The organism is Amycolatopsis saalfeldensis, assembly GCF_900110575.1.
GTDB classification, from domain to species: Bacteria; Actinomycetota; Actinomycetes; order Mycobacteriales; family Pseudonocardiaceae; genus Amycolatopsis; species Amycolatopsis saalfeldensis.
This window is the reverse complement of sequence record NZ_FOEF01000005.1, coordinates 214,532-236,072: the sequence shown is the minus strand read 5'-3', so window position 1 is coordinate 236,072 and position 21,541 is coordinate 214,532. Positions and strand designations below refer to the sequence as shown.

The window sequence follows — 21,541 nt, the reverse complement described above, 5'->3', positions numbered from 1 at the left end:
GGTCAGGGCGAGTTGACCCATTCGTCGCTGCCGTCGGTGAAGTGCTGGTGCTTCCAGATCGGGAGCCGGGCCTTCACCTCGTCGACGAGTTCGGCGCAGGCCGCGAAGGCCTGGCCACGGTGTTCGGCGGCGACCGCGCAGGCCAGCGCCACGTCACCGATCGTCAGCGCGCCCACGCGGTGGCTCACCGCCACGGCGCGCACCCCCGTCCAGCGCGCCGAAAGGTCCGCCACGACCTGGGCGAGCACGTCGCTCGCGGTCGGGTGGCCCTCGTAGGTGAGATCGCGGACGCCCTTGCCGCCGTCGTGGTCCCGCACCACTCCGGCGAACGTCACCACAGCTCCCGCCGCGTCGTCCTCCACCAGGCGCGCGTGCTCTTCGACGGACAGCAGCTGTTCACTGACTTCCGCCCGCAGGACCCGGACCGTCGCCGCAGGCTCGGCGGGCGCGGCCGGGCGGGGGTGGTCACCGCCGGCGAGCTGGTCGACGGCGTGGTCCAGGATCGGCCCGAGCACCCCGAGGCCGTCCTTCACCCCGCCGCTCGAGCCGGGCAGGTTCACCACCAGGGTCCGCCCCGCGACGCCCGCGACCCCGCGGGACAGCACGGCCGTCGGGACCTTCGGCAGGCCCGCGGCGCGGATCGCGTCCGCGACGCCCGGCAGCTCGTAGTCGAGGACCTCGCCGGTCACGTCCGGGGTACGGTCCGTGGGCGAGATCCCCGTGCCGCCGGTGGTCAAAACCACCGCGACACCGTCGGAAACGGCTGTGCGCAAGGCTTTCCCGACCGGCTCGCCGTCCTCGACGACCACCGGCGCGGGCACGTCGTAGCCGTGCTCGGCCAGCCAGGCGACGAGCACCGGCCCGGTCTTGTCCTCGTAAACGCCTTTCGCGGCGCGGTTGGACGCCACGATCACGCGTGCCCTCTTCATGACTGCCGCTCCCAGGTGCCGGTCTTGCCGCCGTCCTTGCGGATGAGCCGGACGTTGTCGAGGGTCGCGGCGGGGTCCACGGCCTTGATCATGTCGTGCAGCGTCAGCCCGGCGACTGCGACGGCCGTGAGCGCCTCCATCTCGACGCCCGTGACGTCGGTGGTCTTGGCGGTCGCGCTGATGTGCACGGCGGCTGCATCGAGCTCGAACTCCACCTTCACGCCGGACAGCGCGATCTGGTGGCACAACGGGATCAGCTCCGGCACCCGCTTGGCGCCCATGATCCCGGCGATCCGGGCGGTCGCCAGCGCGTCGCCCTTGGGCAGGCCGTTGGCCGAAAGCAGGCCGACGACCTCCGCGGTGGTGTGCACGGTCCCGCCGGCGAGCGCGGTGCGGGCGGTCGCCATCTTCGCGGAGACGTCGACCATCCGCGCGGCGCCGGCGGAATCGACGTGGCTGAGTTCACTCACCTTCAGGAGGCTACTGCGCCGCTTCGCTTCAGCGGGCCTCGGCGCGGGCGGTGGCGCGGACGGCCTCCGCGACCGCCGGGGCGACCGCCGTGTCGAACACGCTCGGGACGATGAACGAGGCGTTCAGCTTGCCGTTGTCCACCACGTCCGCGATCGCGTCGGCGGCGGCGAGCAGCATGTTGTCGTCGATGTTGCGCGCGGCGGCGTCGAGCAGGCCGCGGAAGACGCCGGGGAACGCGAGCACGTTGTTGATCTGGTTCGGGAAGTCGCTGCGGCCGGTGGCGACCACGGCGGCGTGCTGCTGCGCCTCCAGCGGGTCGATCTCCGGGTCCGGGTTGGCCAGCGCGAACACCACCGCGTCGTCCGCCATGGTGGCGACCTGCTCGGCGCCGAACAGGTTCGGGGCCGAGACGCCGATGAACACGTCCGCGCCCACGAGCGCCTCGTGCAGCGTGCCCGCCTGCTTCTCGCGGTTGGTGTGGCCCGCGATCCAGGCCAGGTTGTCGTCGAGGTTGCCGCGGTCCGGGTGGACGATGCCGTCGATGTCGGCGGCCACGATGTCACGCGGGTTCTTGCGCAGCAGCAGCCGGATGATCGCCGAGCCGGCCGCGCCGACGCCGCTGACCACGATCTTGCAGTCCTCGATGTTCTTGCCGACCACCCGCAGGGCGTTGCGCAGCGCCGCGACGACCACGATCGCCGTGCCGTGCTGGTCGTCGTGGAACACCGGGATGTCGAGCTGCTCGCGCAGCCGCGCCTCGATCTCGAAGCAGCGCGGCGCGGCGATGTCCTCGAGGTTGATGCCCGCGTACACCGGCGCGATCGCCTTGACGATCTTGATGATCTCCTCGGTGTCCTGGGTGTCCAGGCACACCGGCCAGGCGTCGACGCCGGCGAACTTCTTGAACAGCGCCGCCTTGCCCTCCATCACGGGCAGCGCGGCGGCCGGGCCGATGTTGCCCAGCCCCAGCACGGCGGAGCCGTCGGTGACCACGGCGACGGTGTTGCGCTTGATGGTCAGCCGGCGCGCGTCGTCGGGGTTCGCCGCGATCGCCTGGCAGACGCGGGCCACGCCCGGCGTGTACGCGCGGGAGAGGTCGTCACGGTTGCGGAGCGCGACCTTGGGGGTGACCTCGATCTTGCCGCCGAGGTGGATCAGGAACGTCCGGTCGGAGACCTTGCGGACCTTCACCCCCGGCAGCGAGTCCAGCGTCTGGGTGATGTCCTGCGCGTGGTTCTCCGACAACGCGTTCGCGCTGATGTCGACGACGATGGACTCGGGGTGCGATTCGACGACGTCGAACGCCGTGAGCACCCCGCCCACCCGGCCGACCGCGGTGGTGAGGTCACCGGCGGCCGAGGACGAAGCCGGGGCCTCGACCCGGACAGTGATGGAATACCCGGGACCGGGAACCGGCATGGCACTAACTCCCCGCTGGAAAACCTGTGACTGGGACGTTCCGAACCCTAGCCCCGTGACCGTCGCCACCCGACCCCAGTCGGGTGACCCACCGGTAACTTCAGGAGTTCCCCGCGGAGGGGGAGTCAGCGGTTGATTTCGGTCTCCGGGTGCACGTACGGCACGGTGTCGAGCGGGAACGTCAGGTCGCCGAACGGCGACAGCGCGCCCTGGCGGTCGGACGCGAGCTCCGACACAGGGTGCTCACCGTCCTCCGCGGGCCAGGTGGGGTCGACACCCTTCTTCTTGCCGTTCTCGGCCTTCGCCACAACACCCTCCACTGGCCGGTCCAACCGATTCGCACACAGTGTGCCCGAACACCCCCGGGGCCCGCGCACCCGCCCGGTACCCTGGACGTCTATGCCCGCGACCTCATTGGCGGACTGGCTGCGTGCGGAATCCGACGACGCACTGGCCGAGCTCCTGCGCACCCGTCGCGACCTGTCGACCCCGCCGCCGTCCGACAGCACCGTGCTGGCCACCCGCGCCGGCACGCCGGGTTCCGTCGCGCGTGCCTGCGAAGACCTGGACACCCGCACGCTCGCGGTGCTCGACGCGCTGCTGGTGGCCGGGGCCGACGTGGTGCCCGCGCCGCTGGCCGAGGTGCGCGCGCTGGTCGGCGCCGACGTCTCGGACGAGCTGACGCGGCTGCGTGCCCGCGCGCTGGTGTGGGGCGGGGACGACGAGCTGCGCGTGCCGCCCTCGGCGCGGGACGCGCTGGGGCCGTTCCCGGCCGGGCTGGGCGCGCCGTCGCCCGTGCTGGCCGCCACGGACCTCGCCGCGCGGCTGGCCGAGGTCGGCGACGACGAGCGGGCCGTGCTGGCCAAGCTGGCGGCGGGACCGCCCATCGGCCGCACCCGCGACGCGAGTTTCGACGTCTCCCTCGGCGAGGCCTCCACCCCCGTGCAGAAGCTGCTGGCCCGCGGTCTCCTGCTGCGCCGCGACGACCAGACGGTGGAGCTGCCGCGCGAGCTGGGGCTGCGGCTGCGGGGCGGCGTCGCGTTCGACCCCGCGACGCTGACCGAGCCCGAGCTGCCCGTCCATCCACACCGGACGGCCACTGTGGACGAGACCGCGGCCGGCGAGGCGATGGAGTTCCTGCGCCAGACCGAGGCGCTGCTGCGCTCGTGGTCGGCGGTGCCCGCTCCGGTGCTGAAGGCCGGCGGCCTCGGCGTGCGTGAGCTGCGGAAGCTGGCCAAGGACCTGGACGTCGACGAGGCGCGCGCGATGCTGGTGGCCGAGCTGGCCGTCGGCGCCGGGCTGGTCGCCGACAGCGAGACGACGGGGCCGGAGTGGGTGCCGACCACGCTCACCGATTCCTGGCTCGCGTCGCCGACCGTGCAACGCTGGATGACGCTGGCCCAGGCCTGGCTCGAACTGCCGCGGCTGCCCGGGCTCGCCGGCGGCCGGGACGCGAAGGACAAGCCGATCGCGCCGCTGTCCGAGGAGCCGCGAAGGCCGCTGGCGCCGGTGGCCCGGCGACGGGTGCTGACGGCGCTCGCGCAGTTGCCGTCCGGCGCCGGGGTGAAGAGCGTGGACGAGCTGGTGGCCGTGCTCGCGTGGCGCGCGCCGCGGAGGGGCGGACGGCTGCGCGACGAGACCGTGCGCTGGACGATGGCCGAGGCGACGGCGCTCGGCCTCGTCGGGCTGGGCGGGCTGACCTCGGCCGCCCGGCTGCTGCTGGAAGACGATCGCCCGGGCGCCGTCGAGGCGATGCACGACGCGCTGCCCGCGCCGGTCGACCACGTGCTGGTGCAGGCGGACCTGACGGTGGTCGCGCCCGGCCCGCTGGAGCCCGAGCTGGCGGCGGACATGGCGGCGGTGGCGGACGTCGAGTCGGCCGGGCACGCCACGGTCTACCGCGTCACCGAGACCTCCGTGCGCCGGGCGCTCGACACCGGCCGCACGGCCGACGAGCTGCACGCGATGTTCCGCGCGAAGTCCGCGACCCCCGTGCCGCAGGGCCTGACCTACCTGATCGACGACGTCGCCCGCCGCCACGGTCGGCTCCGCGGCGGCACGGCGGGCTCCTTCCTGCGCTGTGACGACGAAGCCCTGCTCGCCGAGGTGCTCGCCAATCCGGTCGCGGCGGAGTACGACCTGCGGATGATCGCCTCGACCGTCCTGATCAGCTCCGCGCCGCTCGGCGAGGTGATGGAAGGGTTGCGGTCAGCGGGTTTCGCGCCGGCCGCGGAGGGCCCGGACGGCCGGGTGGTCGACATCCGCCCGAGCGGCCGCCGTCTCCCCGCGCGAGCGCGGGCGGCCCGCGCCCGTCCGGGCGAGCAGGCGGTGCTGTCGGAGGATCAAGCCTCGCGGATCGTCTCGAACCTGCGCGCGGGCGACGCGGCTTCGGCCCGGCGACGCGGCTCTTCGGTGAGCGCGCCGACCGGTGGTGGCGCGGACACTTCGGCGACGCTGGAGCTGCTTTCGCTCGCGACCCTGGAACGCCGTGAGGTGTGGATCGGTTTCGTCGACTCGCGCGGCACGGCGAGCCAGCGCGTGGTGCGCCCGGTCCGCGTCGGCGGCGGGGTGCTGGAGGGCACGGACCACGAGCGGTATCCGTTGCACCGCATCACTTCCGCCGCGCTCGTCGAAGACTGAGCTTTCTTTCAGAGGGCGCGCAGGCCCTGCAGCACCCGTTCCATGAACTCGCGCGACGAGCGGTCGCCGAGGATCAGCTCCGTCTGGTGGATCAGCACGAGGCCGAGGTCGGCCATGTCGCCGACCAGCACCTTCACCACGCCCAGCGGCAGGCGCAGGTGCGCGGCGATCTCGGCGACCGAACGGGTGTCCAGGCAGAGGTCGCAGATCCGGCGGTGCTCGATCGACCGGACGCCCCGGTACCGGCGGCCGTCGTCGCTGGTGGAGACGAGCGCCTCGAGCGCCAGGTTGTGGTCGGACCGGGTGCGGCCACCGGTGCGGGCGTACGGGCGGACGCGGGAGCGGGCCGGCTTGGCCGGTGCGTCCACGGCGGGTTGGACGGCCGGTTCGACGGTGGGTTCGACGGTGGGTTCGAAAAGAGGTTCCGCGGCCGGCGCGTACGCGGGCTCGCGGGCCCAATCCTGTTCGGCGGCGTGACTGGTGCGCCCGGTCGGCTCCGGTGCCCAATCCTGTTGCGCGGCAAGGTATTCCGGCTGCACGGGGTCCGGTTCGGACTGCCACTCGGGCTCGTCGGCGGCGTACGAATGCCGGCCGCCGCGGGACTGCCGGTCGTCGGCCGCGTGCGTGCTCCGGCGGGCCGGCTCCGGCTGCTGCCAGTCGTAGTCGGCGGCTTCGGTCTCGGACCAGTCGTGGGCCGCGGCGGCTTCGGACCGTCCGGGCTCGGCGTATTCGGGCTCGGCGTATTCGGGCTCCGCCAAGCGATGCTGGGCGTAACGGCCGGGCTCGGGTTCCGCGGTGTAGGGCTCGTAGGCCGGCGCGGGCCGGTACGCCGAGTCGAGCGGGGCCGAGTGGTAGTCCGTCTCGGCCGCGGTCTGCCGGTGACCCGAGTCGTACGGGGAGCGCTCGTACCCGGTGTCGTAAGCGGCCGAACGGTAACCAGCGGGCGCGGCCTGACCGGAAGGCTCGGCGTCGTAGTAATCCGCGCCGTAGTAACCGGTTTCCTGCGCCGCCGGACCGGCGTCCTCGGCCCAGTGGCCGGATTCCCCGTCGTCCTGCCAGGTGCGGCCTTCGTCGTCGTAGTAGTCCGAAGCGCCGGCCCACTCGTCGGATTCCGGTGCTTCCTGAGGCGCGGCCGGCGGCGGCGGGGTGCTCGGGCGGCGGTGCGGCAGCATCGTCTTCAAGGTGCTCAGCTCGTAGTGGCTGGGCGAGTCGAACGACTCCCGGTCGGTGCCGCGGTGGAGCGCGTCCCAGGCCCCTGTGTCGCTCTCGCCGAATCCGGAGATCTTCATCTACTAACCACGCACCCCGCCCTGGAGCTGGGCGCGCAGTTCCGGCGTGAGCTGCTGGCCGACGCGCTCCACGAGCAGCGTCATCTCGTACGCGACCGTGCCGATGTCGCAGGTCGGCGCGGCCAGCACCGCCAGCGACGAGCCGTCGGAGACCGACATGAGGAACAGGTACCCGCGCTCCATCTCGACCACGGTCTGGTTCACCCCGCCCGCCTCGAAACAGCGGGCGGCTCCGTGGGTGAGGCTGATCAGGCCCGAGGCGACCGCCGAGAGCTGCTCGGCCCGTTCCTGCGGCAGCCCCTCGGAAGGCGCGAGCAGCAGACCGTCGGCCGACACCAGCACCCCGTGCGCGGCACCGGGCACCCGGCGCACGAAGTCCGTGATCAGCCAACCGAACGTGCGCTGGCCCTCTTCCTGGCCGGACACGGTCACTGTCCCTCCTCGCTGCCGCAGCTGCCGATCCCGAAACTCACCGCTCGCCATGATCACGGCCGCCCCGTGAAGATGCCGTTCCCAGCGTATTCACCTGGCCGACGGTGTCGAGTCCCACTGGTCGAAGTGGTGCGCACCGTACGTACTCAGGCGAGTGCGCACCGCGCGGACCCCATCCGGACCACGCCTTCGTGGGTCACCCGGTGGTGGCATCGGCAACCCGTCGCGGAGGGGTGTCCGCGCAGGTCATCGACGTGCCGACCGGCCGGTCCGGCTTGGTCGGCCCCCGGCCGTGGCGAGCCGGGTCCAGTCGACCCGGCTCCGGCCGGATACACCACTCCCCGAAGCGGGTGAAGCCCGTCGAGTTCACTCCAACGGCCGCATCCGACTGGCGGGGGTATTTCGGTCCTAACCCGCCCGCAGAGCCGAGTCGTGCGCGATGGCGTGCTGCACGACGGAGATCAGCACCTGCTTGGCGGAATCCCGCTCCCGCGCGTCGCACGCCATGATCGGCACCGACGGCGAGATCGTCAGCGCGTGCCGCACGTCTTCGATCTGGTGGTGCAGCAACCGGTCGAAACAGTTGATCGCGACGACGTAGGGCAGCTTCCGGTTCTCGAAGAAGTCGATCGAGGGGAACGCGTCGGCCAGCCGCCGCGTGTCCACCAGGACCACCGCCCCGATCGCGCCGACCGCGAGGTCGTCCCACATGAACCAGAACCGGTGCTGGCCCGGCGTCCCGAACACGTACAGGACGAGGTCCGAGTCGAGCGAGATCCGGCCGAAGTCCATGGCGACCGTGGTGGTCGTCTTGTTCGGCGTGGCGGTGGTGTCGTCGTGGCCGACACTCGCCTCGGTCATCATGGCCTCGGTGGTCAGCGGGTCGATCTCCGAGATCGCCCCGACCATCGTCGTCTTGCCCGAACCGAACCCGCCGGCGACCACGATCTTGGCCGACGAGGTCGGACCGGTCACCTGCGGCGCGTTCGCGTCGGAGTCAAATTCTCCGAAGCCCACTGAGCACCCTTTCCATGAACTCGATACTCGGGCGGTCGCCCACTGCCGTGTCGCTGGTCGAGTGCACCAGCACCAGGCCGAGGCCGGCCACGTCACCAATCAGAACTCGCACTACGCCGAGCGGCAGCCGCAGCAGCGCCGCCACCTCGGCCACGGAGCGGGTGTCCAGGCACAGATCGCAGATCGACCGGTGCTCGGGCACGCGCACGCGGTCGAGCACGCGCCCCTGCTCGCTGGTCGAGATCAGCGCCTCGATCGCGAGGTCGTACGTCGGCTTCGTCCGGCCGCGGGTGCGGAAGTAGGGCCGGACCAGACCGGAGGTCTCCACCTCGGTGACCGGCGGCTCGGCCGACGCCTGCATCGGCAGCGCCGCCGCCAGCTCGTTCGACGACGGTCCGGGCGAGCCGTCCTGCTCCGCGCTGAACGCCGCGAACTCGGCGGAGTCGTACAGCGGCCCGCTGGCCCCGCCGAACAGCTCGGCCCCCGGCCCGCCGAGCAGGCGGTCGCGGTAGCCGGGCACGCCCGTGACGTCCGGTCCCTGACCGGCATTGCTGTCGGTCAGCCAGTTCGGCGGCTCCCGCACCGGATCCGAGTCCGACCCCTGGACGCGGCGGGCGCGCCATTCGCGGTCGACCCGGTCGCGGAAGGACTTCCAGTCCTCCCGCCCGTCGTCCCGCTCGCCCCACCCGCCGGTGAAGTCGTCACCGAGCCGGCCATCGCCCCTCAAGCGCCCGTCGTCCACGGTCTGCTCCTGAAGTTCCCGGCCCGCCTAGCGGCGGACCGCCGAGCCCTGCAGTTGCGCGCGCATCTCCGGAGTCAGCTGCTGGCCGACCCGTTCGACGAGCAGGGTCATCTCGTACACCACCAAACCGATGTCGCTCTCCGGCGAGCCCAGCACCGCGAGGCACGAGCCGTCGGAAACCGACATCAGGAACAGGAAGCCATTGGCCATTTCGACCACGGTCTGCGCGACCGGGCCGCCTTCGAACACCTTCGCCGCTCCGCGCGCCAGGCTGGTCAGCCCGGACGCGACCGCCGCCAGCTGGTCGGCCCGGTCCTTCGGCAGGCCGCGCGAGGCGGCCAGCAGGAGCCCGTCCGCCGAGACGACGACCGCGTGGGCCGCACCCGGCACCCGGTGCACGAAGTCCGTGATCAGCCACGCGAAGCTACCCGCCGCGCCGCCTGCCGCCCTGCCGTTCGGCTGCGCCGAGCCGCCTCCCGGCTGCACTGCACCCGCCCGTGTCACTGTCGCTCCTCACTGCTGTCGCTCAAGTACCCGGATCCACTCACCGGAACACCGTCCTCGCCGAGCCTGTCGTCGGCCGGTCGGTCCTTCAATGCGTGCCTCCCGGAGGTGTACCCACGCTGGAAGCTTGCCATCCTGCTGCGAGCCGCGGAGGCCGAGCGGGTCATCGCACCCGTTCCGGGCAGCCCGGAGGTCGCGTCGGTGAAGGAATTGTGCGGCTCGGAGGATTCCGAGGGACTGCCGATCGAGCCCGGGACCAGGTACGCGTTCGGGACGCGCTTGGGCAACCCGGCCGTCGTCACCTCCTCGTTCTTGGTCTCGAGCAACGACTGCGCGGCCTGCCAGCCCTCGTCGGAGGCGCTGCTCCAGCTTTCGTCCGAGCCGTCGTCGGAACCAGGGTAGAGCGGCGTCGCTTCGATCGGTTCCTCCTGACGGGGCTCGTGCGTGCCGTTGCTGCTCTCCGCCGGGGCCGGGGCGGTGGTCCGTTCCGGCTCCGCGGGCGTCTCGGCCTTCGACGGCATGGCCGTGAGGTCCTCGGCCAAACCGGGCTCGCCGTCGCCCCCGTCGCTGCCTTCGCTGAACCACCGCGAGAGCACCGACTGGTAGATCGGCAGCCGCCGGGTGGGCACGTCGTCCTCGAGGGCCGAAGAGCTGTCGTCGGCGACGGGCTCGGCCCGCTGGGGCTCCTCCGGCGCGAGGTACTTCGGCTCGCGCTTCGGCAGCACCAGCGGCGGGAACTCCGTCTCCGCCAGGCTCGCACCGTCCCCGTTGGGCTGCTGGGTGAGCGGCGCCAGATCTTCCGCGGTCGGCCACGCCGGGCTCTCCGGGACCGGCATCTCCGGGCTGAGGAACGGCCCGGCGGCGCGGTTGCCCGCGACCAGGTCGTCGAGGCTGATCGGCTGGTCGAGGGGGACCAGGCCGCCGTTCGACGGGGCCGGCGCCGCGGGCGGCGGCGGTGGGGCCGAAGGGGGCGGCGGAGTGGCTTCGGGCCCGCGCTCGAGCGGCCGGTTGACCGGCGGGAAGCTCGGGTGCGACACCTCGCTGCGGTTGACCGGCGGCGGCGTGTGCCGCGGCGGCGGGGTGGCCACGCGGATCTGGGTGAGCAGCTCGGCCGGCACCACGACCCGGGCGATGACGCCGCCCTCGATGTCCTCGTTCTCGCGCAGCCGCACCTCGATGCCGTGGCGCTGGGCCAGGCGGGCGACCACGTACAGGCCCATCCGGCGGGTCACCGACACGTCCAGGTCCGGCGGGTCGGCCAGCCGCTGGTTGATCTCGGCGAGCCGGTCGTCGCCCATGCCCACGCCGTGGTCGGTGACCTGGATGGCCAGCGCCTTCTTGCGGGTGATGACGGCGCGGACGGTGACCTTCGTCTCCGGCTCGGAGAAGTAGGTCGCGTTGTCGAGCAGCTCCGCGAGCACGTGCACGAGGTCGTGGATGGCGAGGCCCTGCACCGCGACCTCGGGCACGATCCCGACCTCGATGCGCGCGTACTGCTCGATCTCCGAGACCGCGGCACCGATCACGTCCGCGGCCGGCACCGGCTTGGGCACGGACTTCGCCAGCCCGGCGCCCGAGAGCACCAGCAGCGACTCGCCGTTCCGGCGCAGCCGAGTGGCGAGGTGGTCGAGCTCGAACAGGCTGGCCAAGTGGTCCGGGTCCTGCTCGTCGGCCTCCAGCCGGTCGATCACGCCCAGCTGGCGCTCCACCAGCCGCTGCGAGCGGCGGGAGAGGTTCACGAAGATGCCGTTGACGTTCTCGCGCAGCAGTGCCTGTTCGGCGGCCATCTTGACGGCCTGCTCGTGGACCACGTCGAACGAGCGCGCCACCTCGCCGATCTCGTCGCGGGAGGTGACCGGCACCGGGGCGACCGCCTTCTTCGAGGCGTTGACCGGGTCCGGGTCGTCCAGGATGGACTGCACCGTCTCCGGCAGCCGGGTGTAGGCGACGTCCAGCGCCGTCGTCCGCAGCACCCGGAGCGGGCGCAGCATCAGGCGGGCGATCACGAGCATCAGGATCAGGGCCGCGATCAGCGCGGCGAGCACGACCGCGCCGCCGATCCAAGCCGACCGCACGGCGTTGGAGGCCAGGCCGTCGGCCTGCGAGCGGAGCTGGGACAGCAGGCTGCTCTCCACCGCGTGCAGCTTGTCCGCCGCCACGGTGCTGTCCTGGCCGAGCTCGGTGGGGTTGATGTTGAGCGGCGCGCCCTGCTGCGCGAAGGAGAACGACGAGGTCTGGATCCGGCGCCGGTCGTCGACCTCCGGGCCCGAAACGGTGTCGTTGTACAGCTGGACCTGGTCGTCGGTGGCGTTCGCGAGGAACGCCGCGACCGACGCGTCACCACTGGCCTCCGAGGCCCGCGCCTCGTCGAGCAGGTCGCCGGGGAATCCGTCGCGGAAGGCCGCGATCTGCAGCGCCGCGTCACCGCGGACGATGAACTCCTTGGCCTCGCTGATCGACTGCGTGCTGTTGCCCAGGCGCAGCAGGTCCCGGTCGGTGACCGCGGTGGTCACCTCGCGGCCCAGCTGGATGAGCGAGTCGAGGATGGACGAATAGGTGTCCAGCACCGCAACATCCGAATAAGAAGAGGTGCTGATCGCCGCGCGCAGCGGCTGCAGCGCGTCGAGGCGCTGGAGGCCGCGCGCGTACCGGTCGCTGGTGGCCTGGGTGTCGGTGTTCAGCGTGACCACGGCGTTGCGCAGGTCGTCGACGTCACGGTCGACCTTCGCCATCTGCGCGTCCAGGCCGGTCTGGCGGAGCGAGTCGCCGGAGGAGAGCCGGGCGACGGCGAGCGCGCGCTCGCCCTGCAGGTCGTGGACCACGGTGGTGACCTTGACCGCGAAGGCGACCTGGTCGGCCGTGTGGCCGAACTGCACCGTCTGCTGGATGTCGTCCACCACGCGCAGGGAGCCCAGCACCAGCGCGGTCAGCGTCGGGATGATCAGGATCAGGGCGAGCTTCGACCTCAGCCGCCAGTTGCCCAGCGCAAAGACCGAGCCCTTCCGCGCGGGAGCCACTGCCCCGCCTTCGCTCGCGGAGGCCCCTCCCGACCCCGCGGTGTCTTCGTCCGGCACCGCCGCACCACCATCGTTGTCCGGCCCCGAAGGACCCTGTGAATTGAAGCCTGCCGAGCCCGGGACCACTATCCGCACACTCCCGGCAGGCGGCCCGGCTCTCCGAGGGGTCGGAGCGCCGGACATGACCGCGTCATTACACCCTTACGAGTGAGAAGATCGACTTCCAGGTGCGGTTCACCGCACCTCCCGGCGCGGAATCGGTTCAGCACTTGCATGACGTTCGTTCCCCGCACTGGTCGATCACTGGTCCGTTCGGCCTAAGCCACAAGGTCGCCGACTGGCAACGGCCCGCGCAGAATGCCTCTTGACGAGGCAAACTCTCACTACATCGGTGGTCCATACCTCACTCTGCCGGAGCAGAGGGTAGCGAACGACTGGCCGATTTGTAACCCTCTTGACAGCCGCATGGGAGCACCCGTACAGCCGATCAAGACCAATCGGGCAGCACCATGATGGGCCAGATCGGGCACACGCAGGGACCTTCGATCACCTGTACGAGTGACTGAAACCACTCGGGCAACGTTTTTGACCACCCATTGTGATCGCAAGATCGCTTCTCTACAGTAGCCGCGTGACTCCGGACAATGAGCCACACTCCAACCCACTGGTCAGCCACACGTGACCTCATTTCCAAGGAGCGGCCTTGTTTGATTCAGCCGGGAGCAGCCAGCCGAGACTCGGGCGGCGCGGCTTTCTCTCGCTCGCCATGGCCGGCGGCGTCGCACTGACCGCGAGCGGCTGCGGCCTGCTCGGCGGCTCGGACGACTCGGGCAGCACGAACACCGGCTCCGGTCTGGAGAAGCCGAAGATCAAGGTGTCGATCATGCCGACGATCGACGTGGCCCCGTTCCACCTCGCGGTGCAGAACGGCTACTTCAAGGCCGAGGGCCTCGAGGTCGAGACCGTTGACGCCGCCAGTGGTGACGCCTCCCTGCAGAAGCTCCAGTCCGGCGAGGTCGACATCGCCTACTCCAGCTACACCCCGTTCTTCGTCGCGAAGAGCAAGGCCAACGCCGACATCAAGTTCGTGTCGGACGCCTCGTCGGCCGGCCCGAAGAGCACCGAGATCGTCGCGATGCCCGGCGGCGTCGTGAAGAACGTGCACGACCTGGCCGGCAAGCGGATCGCCATCACCGCGCAGAACACGATCTGCGACACGCTGACCAAGTCGGTCATGCGCGACAACGGCGTGGACTTCACCGGCATCAAGTGGGTCTCGATGGGCTTCCCGCTGATCGGCGGCGCGGTCAAGCGCGGCGACGTGGACGCGGGCTTCCTGACCGAGCCGTTCATCACGAGCTCGGCCAAGACCAACGGCACGGTGCCGATCGTCGACACCGCTTCCGGCGCCACCCAGGACTTCCCGACCGCGGGCTACGGCTCCCTGGGCAAGTTCACTTCGGCGAACCCGAAGACCGTGGCGGCCTTCCAGCGCGCGATGCTGCGCGCCACCAAGGAATCGGCGGACCGCTCGAAGATCGAGCCGCTGATGGTGCAGTTCTCCAAGGTCGACCAGGCCACCGCCTCGCTGACCGCGCTGCTCACCTTCCAGTCCACTTTGGACGCGCGGCGCCTGCAGCGCGTCCCGGACCTGATGCAGCAGTTCGGCACCATCCCCAGCAAGATCGACGTGGCCTCGATGATCGTGCCGCAGGCGAGCGCATCCTGACGTGAGGATCGTCCGCAATCTGGTCGGCCTGCTCGGCTTTCTCCTGCTCTGGGAGGTAGTCGTGCGGGCCGGCCTGGTCAATCAGAACGACCTCCCCCCGCCGACCGTCGTGTTCGCCCGGCTCGGCGAACTGCTCGGCGACACCGAGTTCGTCCGCGACGTCATCGCGTCGGTGCTGGCCTGGGCGATCGCGCTGGTCATCTCGATCGCCATCGCGGTCCCCGCGGGCCTGCTGCTCGGCAGCATCGGCTGGCTGCGCGACGCGACGAGGGTGGTCGTCGAGTTCCTCCGGCCCATCCCGTCCGTGGCGCTGATCCCCCTGGTGCTGATCCTGATCGGCGGCGGGCCCGAGTCGAAGATCGCCCTCGCCGTGTACGCGGCGGTGTGGCCCATTCTCTTCAACACCATCTACGCACTGTCCGAAATGGACCCGCTGCTGACCGAGACCGCGCGGACGTACGGCACGCCGAAGTCCCGGATCCTCACGTCCGTCGCGCTGCCGCACGCGGCGCCGTTCGTGTTCACCGGCATCCGGATGTCCGCGGCGATCTCCCTGATCCTGGTGATCAGCACCGAGTTCCTGGCCGGCGCCAAGCTCGGCATCGGGCAGTTCATCCTCGAGGCGTCCTCGGGCGAGAACCGGATGGACCTGGTGCTCGCGGGCACCGTGGTCGCCGGTGTGCTGGGCTTCCTGGTGAACGAGGGGCTGGAGCGGCTGGGCCGGCGGCTCTTCCGCTGGAGCACCGCCGACGAGGGGGCCGCCGCATGACCGTCGTCGAAAAGCCTTCGGTGCTCACGGCCCGGGGCCGCGTCGGCCGGGGGCTGAGCGGGTTCGCCCGCAAGTGGCTGGTGCTCGTGGTGCTCGTGGTCCTCTGGGAGATCGCGACGCGGCTGAGCCAGAACGTGTTCTTCCCACCGCCCAGCAAGATCGCTGTCGCGGCGGCGAAGCTGTGGTTCTCGGGCCCGGCTTCGCACATCTTCCTCGGCGACGCGGTGTTCGACCACGTCGTGCCCAGCCTCGAGCGGGTGCTCGGCGGCTGGCTGATCTCGGTCGTGATCGGCGTCGCGCTCGGCGTCGCGCTCGGCCGCTCGCGCACCGGGATGGACTACGTGGGGCCGCTGTTCGCGTTCTTCCGCGCGATCCCGCCGCCCGCGCTGGTGCCGGTGTTCATCGTGCTGTTCCACATCGGACCCGGCATGCAGGTCGCCACCATCATCTTCGGCTCGCTGTGGCCGATCGTGCTCAACACGGTCGACGGCGCGCGCTCGGTGGACAAGGTGAAGGCCGAGACCGCCCGCGCGTTCCGCACGCCCCGCCGGTACTGGATCGGGCTCGTGGTGCTGCCCGCGGCGCTGCCGAAGATCTTCGCCGGCCTGCGGCTTTCGCTGTCGATCGCGCTGATCCTGATGGCGATCTCCGAGCTGGTGGGCGCGCTCAACGGCATCGGCTACGCGCTGCTGTTCGCCCAGCGCTCCTACGACCTCGACCAGATGTGGGCGTGGATCGTGCTGCTGGGCATCCTGGGTTACGGGTTCAACGCGGCCCTGCTCGCCGTCGAGCGGCGGGTGCTCGCGTGGCAGCCCGGCCGTCACTAGGTTCCGGAAGGTAGTTGCAGAAATGTCGACCATGCTCGAGGTCTCCGGCCTCAGCCACCGCTACGGCACCGGCGACCAGGCGCACACCGCCGTGAACGAGCTGTCGTTCACGGTCGAGGCCGGCCAGCTGGCGTGCATCGTGGGCCCGTCGGGCTGCGGCAAGTCGACGCTGCTGCGGGCGATCGCCGGGCTGCTCCCGCCGACGTCCGGCACCGTGAGCCTGCACGGCGACCGGGTCGACGGCGTGCCCGACGATCTGGCCGTGGTGTTCCAGGACTACAGCCGCTCGCTCTTCCCGTGGCTGACCGTGGCGAAGAACGTCGAGTTCCCCCTGCGCTGGGGCAAGCTGAGCAAGGCGGAGCGGCGCGCCCAGGCCGCGTCGGCGCTGGACGCGGTCGGCCTTTCCGGCGTCGGCGGCAAGTTCCCGTGGCAGCTCTCGGGCGGCATGCAGCAGCGGGTGTCCATCGCGCGCGCGTTGGCGAGCCGCCCGGCGCTGCTGATCATGGACGAGCCGTTCGCCTCCGTCGACGCGCAGACCCGGTTCGAGCTGGAGGACCTGCTGCGCCGCGTGCAGGCCCAGCAGGGCACCACCGTCCTGCTGGTCACGCACGACATCGACGAGAGCGTTTACCTGGGCGACCGGGTGCTGGTGCTGTCGAAGTCGCCGGCGCGGATCGTCGCGGACCTGCCCGTCGGCCTGCCTGCGTCACGCGACCAGATCACCACCCGCGAGTCGGCCGAGTTCGTCGCCCTGCGCGGCGAGGTGGCCCGCCTGCTGCACGGCAGCCCGGCGCAGGCCGCGGCCGCGGACGCCGCCGAGTGGGAGCTGGCCTCGGCCGCCGAGAAGACCGAGAAAGCCGTCACCGAGGACATGCAAAGCTCGTGAGTGTTCCGGCCGGTTGGAACCGGCTGGAACACTCACGAGGCTTCAGGCCTTGGCCCGCGAGTCGTGGCCCGTCTCGTCCGGGCTGATCTCCGGCAGGGTCCGCACGCCGAGCACGTTCGCGCCGACCAGCTTGCGCGTGGCCAGGTTGCCCATCGGCATGAAGGTGCTCGCCTGCACGTCCCGCCACATGCGCTCGAACGGCAGCGCCTTGGTGTAGGACATGCCGCCCAGCACGTCCACGAGCCGCTGCATCACCTGCACCGCGTTGTTGGCGGCCACGTACTTCACCATCGAGCAGCGCGCGACGCCGTCCTGCACGTCACCGGTGAACAGGCGGCGGCTGGTCACCTCTTCGGCGTGGCGGTAGATCAGCGCACGCGAGGCCTCGATCAGGATCTGGCACTCCCCGATCACGTCCTGCAGCACCGGGTCGCCGGTCTTTCCCCGCTGCCGCAACGACTTCACGGTCCAGTCGAGCGCGCCCGCCGCGATTCCCGTGTAGACGGCCGAGAAGGCGGGCATCGCCCACGCCCACACGGTTTCCAGCACCCGCGCGTCGAGGTGCTTGACCGGCAGCGAGTGCACCACGGCCGCGTCCTCGACGAACACCTTGTCCAGCTCGACGTCGTTGCTCTGGGTGCCGCGCATGCCCATCGTGTTCCACGTCGGGTGGATCGTGACGCCGGGCTGGTCCAGCGCGATCTGGCAGAGCAGCAGCCGCGGTCCGCCGTCGGCGTCCTCGTAGCGCGCGGTCGTCGAGCAGTGCGTGGCGACGGCCGAGTTGGTCGCGAAGCTCTTGCGGCCGGTCAGCTCGAAGCCGCCGTCGACCTTCACCGCGGACGTCTTCGAGTCCGTGATGTCGTTGCGCAGACCGGTTTCGCTGGTGATCGACGCCCAGACCAGGTCGCCCTCGCGGGCCTTCACCAGCATCTCGGCCAGTCTCGGCGCCTTCGTCCGCCGCCAGACGCTGGCCCACTGCCCCAGCGGCGAGAGGTGCATGGTGAACGCCAGCGCGGTGGCGCCGTCGCCCATCGCCAGCCGTTCCAGCACCGGCAGGATCTCCGGCAGCCCGGCGCCGAAGCCGCCCAGCTCCTCGGGCACCGAAAGCCGCAGGAAACCCGCTTCCCTCAGGTCTTCGTAGTTCTCGTGGGGGAAGGTGTTCTCGCGGTCGTGGACGGCGGCGCGCTCGGCGAACACGTCCGCGAGCTTTCCGGCCTGGTCGACGAGTTCCTGCTGTCCGGGAGTGAGTAGAGGCTGCACCCGGACATCCAAACAGCGTCACCCGGTCGGGTCAATGCGGCCCGGCCCCGGGAAAGCGGGCTCAGTAGATGGTCTGCGGGTTCGGGTCCACCTTGACGTGCACCAGGCTCGGCCCGGCCGAGGCCAGCGCGGCGGCGAGCGCGGGGCGCAGTTCGCCGGGCTGCTCGACCGTGCTGGCCGTGCAGCCCATGCTCCGGGCCAGCTGCGCGAAGTCGATGCCGCCCAGCTCGGTGCCCGGCATCTTCCGCCCGCCCGCGTTCTCGCCGAGGATGCGCACGGCGGCGTACTGCGCGTTGTCCAGGATCACGAAGGTGACCGGCACGTGCTCGCGCGCGGCCGTCCACAGTGCCTGCACGCAGTACATGCTGGAGCCGTCGCCGAGCACCGCGACCACCTTGCGGTCCGGGCGCCCCATGGCCGCGCCCACCGCCGCGGGCAGGCCGTAGCCGAGGGTGCCGCTGGCGACGGTCAGGAAACCCGTGTCGGTGGCGGTGATCGGCAGGTGATCGTGCATGCTGCTGCGGTGGCTCGGCGTCTCTTCGACGACAATGGTGTTGTCCGGCAACAGATCCGCGACCACCGAGTAGGCGTAGTCCGGTGAGATCGGCGTGACCTCGGCCGGTTTGGCCCGCCTCGGGGCGCGCGGCGCGACCGTGCGCCCGGCCGGCCGGACCCGCTCCGCCAGCGCGCGGATGGCGAGCTTCGACGTCGAGCGGATCCCGGTGCCGATCGCGACGCGCGCGAGGACCTGCTCGTCGTCGCTGATCACGTGCATCGGCGGCAGCGCGGTTTCGGGCTCGCCGCGGTAGATGTGGTAGGTGAACGCGGGCGCGCCCAGCACCACCACCAGATCGTGGGCCTCGAGCGCGTCGGCCACCGCGCGCCGCTCCGGGCGCAGGAAGCCGAGGAACAGCTCGTGGTCCTCGGGGAACGAGCAGCGGGACGACATCGGCGCGACCCACACGCCGGCGCCCAGCTTCTCGGCCAGTGCCACCAGCTCCGGCACCGCGCCTTCGGCGTCCACGCTCGCGCCGACCACCAGCGCGGGCCGCTCGGCGCCGTCGAGCGCCGCGGCGAGTTCGGCCAGCGCGTCCGGATCGGGCGCGAAACCGGGCACCCGGTGCCCGGACGGCAGCGGCATGGTCGCCTCGCGGTCCCAGTCGTCCACCGGGACCGAGACGAACACCGGACCCTGCGGCGCCTGGGTCGCGACGTGGTGGGCCCGCGCGATCGCCGCGGGCACGTCCTCGGCCCTGGCCGGCTCGATGCTCCACTTCACGTACGGCTTGGGGAAGTCCACCGCCTGCACCGCCCCGAGGAACGGCTCGTCCGGCAGCAGCGACCGCGTCTGCTGGCCCGCCAGCACGATCAGCGGCGACCGGTTGCGGAACGCGGTGAACACGTGCCCGAGCGAATGGCCCACCCCGCCCGCCGAGTGCAGGTTGACCAGCACCGGCTTGCGGGTGGCCTGCGCGTAGCCGTCCGCCATCGCGACCACGGCCGACTCCTGCAGCCCGAGCACGTAGGTGAAGTCGTCGGGCCAGTCGGTGAGGAACGCGACCTCGGTGGTGCCGGGGTTGCCGAACACGGTGGTCAGGCCGAGGTTCCGGAGCAGCTCGCGAGTGGCGTCCCGGACGGTGCGATTTCCCATGGCCCCCACGCTATCCCGGCTCCGGCCCGGGTTGAACCACGCCCGGCAAAACGGACCGAAGGCCCCTCTCCCACGGGGAAAGGGGCCCTCGGCGCAACCGGGGTGGGTCAGCCGATCAGGCCCGAGAGCCCGGTGCCCTTGAAGGAGCCCCAGCCGGTGACCTGGTCGTAGCCCGTGCCGGCGGTGAAGCCGGTGGTGCCGTTGAGGCTGTTGTTGCCGGTGGTGACGTCGTGGAAGCCGGTGCCGTACGAACTGCCGTTGCCGATGCTGTAGAAGGTCGGGTTCAGGTTGCCGAGGCCGCCGCCGTGGACCTGGTTCTGCAGCGTGGCGAAGCCCGCCCACAGCGGGGCCGCGCCCGAGGTGCCCCAGACGTTGCCGGTGCTGCCCCCGCTGACGATCGTGTAGGCCGAGCCCATGGCCGCGTCACCCGCGACGTCCGGGACCTTGCGCTTCGTGGTGCTCTGCTTCGACTGCCAGGACGGGGCGCTGAACACGGTCGAGATGCCGCCGCCGCCCGCGCCGTTCGAGCCGTCGTTCCAGGCCTTCTCGCTGCTGTAGCCGTTGGACGAGGTGACCGTCAGCTGGGTGCCGCCGACGCCGGAGACGTTCGGGCTGGACGCCGGGAAGTCGACGGCCTTCGAGTAGCTGCCGGTCTGGCGGGCGCAGTCGGTGGTGCCGTCGTCACCCGCGGCGGCGAAGTAGCTGATGCCCTCCGCGGTGCCGGTCGAGATCGCGCTGTTCACGCTGTTGGCCGCCGAGGAGCCCTCGGCCGCCTCGCACGAGCCCCACGAGATGGAGACGACCTTGACCTTCGCGTCGGAGGCGATCTTCTGGTACATCGCCAGCTCGCCGGCGTTGCTGTTCGGGGCCTCGTACACGTAGTCGTTGGCCGCGGCGGCCAGCGCGTGCACGACCTCGATGTCCAGGTCGACCTCGACCTCGCCCTGGCCGGGGCTCGAGTCGTAGTTGGCGCCGCTCACCGAGACCGTCGAGACGCTGCCGGCCTGCAGGCCGTACTTCGTGTCGTAGCTGGTGATGTCCGCCTTCTTGTACCCGTCGAACTCCACGAAGCCGACGTTCACGCCCGCGCCGGTGGCCGAGAGGCCGCTGGTGCCGTAGGCGCTCTTGAGGATGGGCGGCGTCACGGCCTTGACCACGTGCGGCGCCGCGGTGGTGGCCGAGTGCTGCTTCACGGCGTGGTTGTCGAGGCCGACGACCGAGCCGACCACCGACGAGACGGAGGCAGGTAACGACGGGGCCGAGTCGTTGGCAAAAAACTTACGGCCGGTGATCTTGTCCAGATAATTGCCGATCCGCGTGTGGAACGTGGATTCCAGCTGCGCGGCCGAACCGGTGAACGTGATCGCCTGACGGTTGCCGGAAACCTCGATTCCGGACGCGCCGTTTTGTTTCAGAAATGCAACGGCCTTGTTCACGTCGGCCTGTGTTGGGCCGAATGCAGTATTGAACTGAGCGGGCGTGAGGAAGTGGTGGTATTGGGGCGAGGCGGGGTTCTGGACGTCGGAGAGGAACTGGTCCAGCGCCTGCTGGTTGTGGAGCTTCAGTGACAGCGCCGCGGGGATCTGCTGATCGGCTCCGACGTCGCCGGTGCGGTCGCTCTGGGTCAGCGGGGCGGCGTTGGCAGCCATCGTGACCAGCGGGTCCGCGTTGGCGGCGGGGGCCAGGGAAAGGCACAGCAAGGCCGGCAGCGGTACCGCTGCGGCGACGAGCTTGCGCAAGCGCATGGCAATTCCTCTCAAACGGTGGGGGACCGCGCCGGAACACACTCAGGGCCCCGTGCTCCGACGGCAGAGGAAGCTTAAGAAATTCGTAAGCCGTCAAGGAACCTACTTTTGTCTGACCTTTTCTTGTTCCGTTTATGTGCCACCGCTGCAATTTCCGGCGCTTTTGACCGGATATGTCGCAGTTGCCCGGCTTGCCGGGCACGCCTGACCGAGA

General features: G+C 71.0%; 18 protein-coding genes. 5 read left to right on the top strand and 13 right to left on the bottom strand.

What is annotated here, in order from left to right:
* Positions 1 to 2 precede the first annotated feature (2 nt).
* From BMY97_RS14415 to BMY97_RS14400, 4 genes are all read right to left on the bottom strand, one after another.
* The gene (locus tag BMY97_RS14415) at positions 3 to 929 is read right to left on the bottom strand and encodes a molybdenum cofactor biosynthesis protein MoaE (protein ID WP_091617312.1); all 927 of its coding nucleotides are present in this window, start codon (positions 927 to 929) and stop codon (positions 3 to 5) included.
* The gene (gene moaC / locus BMY97_RS14410; RefSeq protein WP_091617311.1) at positions 926 to 1,399 is read right to left on the bottom strand and encodes a cyclic pyranopterin monophosphate synthase MoaC; all 474 of its coding nucleotides are present in this window, start codon (positions 1,397 to 1,399) and stop codon (positions 926 to 928) included. The genes BMY97_RS14415 and moaC overlap by 4 nt, the downstream gene beginning before the upstream one ends.
* 28 nt (positions 1,400 to 1,427) lie before the next feature.
* Positions 1,428 to 2,819, bottom strand: a complete 1,392-nt coding sequence (locus BMY97_RS14405) for an NAD-dependent malic enzyme (RefSeq protein WP_091617310.1) — start codon at positions 2,817 to 2,819, stop codon at positions 1,428 to 1,430.
* Between the two features lie 125 nt (positions 2,820 to 2,944).
* The gene (locus tag BMY97_RS14400; RefSeq protein ID WP_091617309.1) at positions 2,945 to 3,127 is read right to left on the bottom strand and encodes a hypothetical protein; all 183 of its coding nucleotides are present in this window, start codon (positions 3,125 to 3,127) and stop codon (positions 2,945 to 2,947) included.
* Positions 3,128 to 3,218: 91 nt separating this feature from the next.
* Between BMY97_RS14400 and BMY97_RS14395 the strand changes: the two genes are divergently transcribed.
* Positions 3,219 to 5,459, top strand: a complete 2,241-nt coding sequence (locus BMY97_RS14395) for a helicase-associated domain-containing protein (RefSeq protein WP_091617308.1) — start codon at positions 3,219 to 3,221, stop codon at positions 5,457 to 5,459.
* A gap of 8 nt (positions 5,460 to 5,467) precedes the next feature.
* Here BMY97_RS14395 and BMY97_RS49580 read toward each other — a convergent pair whose 3' ends face one another.
* From BMY97_RS49580 to BMY97_RS14365, 6 genes are all read right to left on the bottom strand, one after another.
* Positions 5,468 to 6,748 (bottom strand): DUF742 domain-containing protein, encoded by a 1,281-nt coding sequence (locus BMY97_RS49580; RefSeq protein ID WP_091617307.1) that lies wholly within the window; start codon positions 6,746 to 6,748, stop codon positions 5,468 to 5,470.
* A gap of 3 nt (positions 6,749 to 6,751) precedes the next feature.
* Positions 6,752 to 7,180, bottom strand: coding sequence for a roadblock/LC7 domain-containing protein (locus BMY97_RS14385; protein ID WP_091617306.1), 429 nt, complete (start codon positions 7,178 to 7,180; stop codon positions 6,752 to 6,754).
* Positions 7,181 to 7,588: 408 nt separating this feature from the next.
* The gene (locus tag BMY97_RS14380) at positions 7,589 to 8,197 is read right to left on the bottom strand and encodes a GTP-binding protein (RefSeq protein WP_091617305.1); all 609 of its coding nucleotides are present in this window, start codon (positions 8,195 to 8,197) and stop codon (positions 7,589 to 7,591) included.
* Complete coding sequence (locus BMY97_RS14375; RefSeq protein ID WP_091617304.1) at positions 8,178 to 8,939, bottom strand: DUF742 domain-containing protein; 762 nt, start codon at positions 8,937 to 8,939, stop codon at positions 8,178 to 8,180. The genes BMY97_RS14380 and BMY97_RS14375 overlap by 20 nt, the downstream gene beginning before the upstream one ends.
* Before the next feature lie 27 nt (positions 8,940 to 8,966).
* The gene (locus tag BMY97_RS14370; protein WP_396286839.1) at positions 8,967 to 9,443 is read right to left on the bottom strand and encodes a roadblock/LC7 domain-containing protein; all 477 of its coding nucleotides are present in this window, start codon (positions 9,441 to 9,443) and stop codon (positions 8,967 to 8,969) included.
* Positions 9,440 to 12,586: a sensor histidine kinase gene (locus BMY97_RS14365; RefSeq protein WP_425425271.1), complete on the bottom strand. Its 3,147-nt coding sequence runs from the start codon at positions 12,584 to 12,586 to the stop codon at positions 9,440 to 9,442. Before BMY97_RS14365 ends, BMY97_RS14370 begins: the two co-directional genes overlap by 4 nt.
* A 640-nt stretch (positions 12,587 to 13,226) precedes the next feature.
* Here BMY97_RS14365 and BMY97_RS14360 point away from each other — a divergent pair.
* The 4 genes from BMY97_RS14360 to BMY97_RS14345 are packed head-to-tail and all read left to right on the top strand — an operon-like array spanning position 13,227 to position 16,671.
* Entirely contained in the window at positions 13,227 to 14,189 is a 963-nt protein-coding gene (locus BMY97_RS14360) for an ABC transporter substrate-binding protein (protein WP_091617301.1), read from the top strand.
* 1 nt (position 14,190) lies between these two features.
* Positions 14,191 to 14,958 (top strand): ABC transporter permease, encoded by a 768-nt coding sequence (locus tag BMY97_RS14355; RefSeq protein WP_091617300.1) that lies wholly within the window; start codon positions 14,191 to 14,193, stop codon positions 14,956 to 14,958.
* Complete coding sequence (locus tag BMY97_RS14350) at positions 14,955 to 15,785, top strand: ABC transporter permease (RefSeq protein WP_091617299.1); 831 nt, start codon at positions 14,955 to 14,957, stop codon at positions 15,783 to 15,785. The genes BMY97_RS14355 and BMY97_RS14350 overlap by 4 nt, the downstream gene beginning before the upstream one ends.
* Positions 15,786 to 15,807: 22 nt before the next feature.
* Complete coding sequence (locus BMY97_RS14345) at positions 15,808 to 16,671, top strand: ABC transporter ATP-binding protein (RefSeq protein WP_091617298.1); 864 nt, start codon at positions 15,808 to 15,810, stop codon at positions 16,669 to 16,671.
* A gap of 42 nt (positions 16,672 to 16,713) precedes the next feature.
* On the opposite strand, the gene BMY97_RS14340 is transcribed toward BMY97_RS14345, so the two are convergent.
* The 3 genes from BMY97_RS14340 to BMY97_RS14330 all read right to left on the bottom strand — a co-directional run bounded on the left by BMY97_RS14340 (position 16,714) and on the right by BMY97_RS14330 (position 21,327).
* The gene (locus BMY97_RS14340) at positions 16,714 to 17,931 is read right to left on the bottom strand and encodes an acyl-CoA dehydrogenase family protein (protein WP_091617297.1); all 1,218 of its coding nucleotides are present in this window, start codon (positions 17,929 to 17,931) and stop codon (positions 16,714 to 16,716) included.
* A gap of 61 nt (positions 17,932 to 17,992) precedes the next feature.
* Positions 17,993 to 19,582, bottom strand: a complete 1,590-nt coding sequence (gene mdlC, locus BMY97_RS14335) for a benzoylformate decarboxylase (protein ID WP_091617296.1) — start codon at positions 19,580 to 19,582, stop codon at positions 17,993 to 17,995.
* Between the two features lie 107 nt (positions 19,583 to 19,689).
* Positions 19,690 to 21,327, bottom strand: coding sequence for a S53 family peptidase (locus BMY97_RS14330; RefSeq protein WP_091617295.1), 1,638 nt, complete (start codon positions 21,325 to 21,327; stop codon positions 19,690 to 19,692).
* Positions 21,328 to 21,541: the final 214 nt, after the last annotated feature.

Coding starts and splice junctions, on each gene's coding strand:
- BMY97_RS14350 (WP_091617299.1), top strand. CDS start 14,955: ATGACCGTCGTCGAAAAGCCTTCGGTGCTCACGGCCCGGGGCCGCGTC.
- BMY97_RS14360 (WP_091617301.1), top strand. CDS start 13,227: ATGGCCGGCGGCGTCGCACTGACCGCGAGCGGCTGCGGCCTGCTCGGC.
- BMY97_RS14415 (WP_091617312.1), bottom strand. CDS start 929: ATGAAGAGGGCACGCGTGATCGTGGCGTCCAACCGCGCCGCGAAAGGC.
- BMY97_RS14330 (WP_091617295.1), bottom strand. CDS start 21,327: ATGCGCTTGCGCAAGCTCGTCGCCGCAGCGGTACCGCTGCCGGCCTTG.
- BMY97_RS49580 (WP_091617307.1), bottom strand. CDS start 6,748: ATGAAGATCTCCGGATTCGGCGAGAGCGACACAGGGGCCTGGGACGCG.
- mdlC (WP_091617296.1), bottom strand. CDS start 19,582: ATGGGAAATCGCACCGTCCGGGACGCCACTCGCGAGCTGCTCCGGAAC.
- BMY97_RS14395 (WP_091617308.1), top strand. CDS start 3,219: ATGCCCGCGACCTCATTGGCGGACTGGCTGCGTGCGGAATCCGACGAC.
- BMY97_RS14405 (WP_091617310.1), bottom strand. CDS start 2,819: ATGCCGGTTCCCGGTCCCGGGTATTCCATCACTGTCCGGGTCGAGGCC.
- BMY97_RS14345 (WP_091617298.1), top strand. CDS start 15,808: ATGTCGACCATGCTCGAGGTCTCCGGCCTCAGCCACCGCTACGGCACC.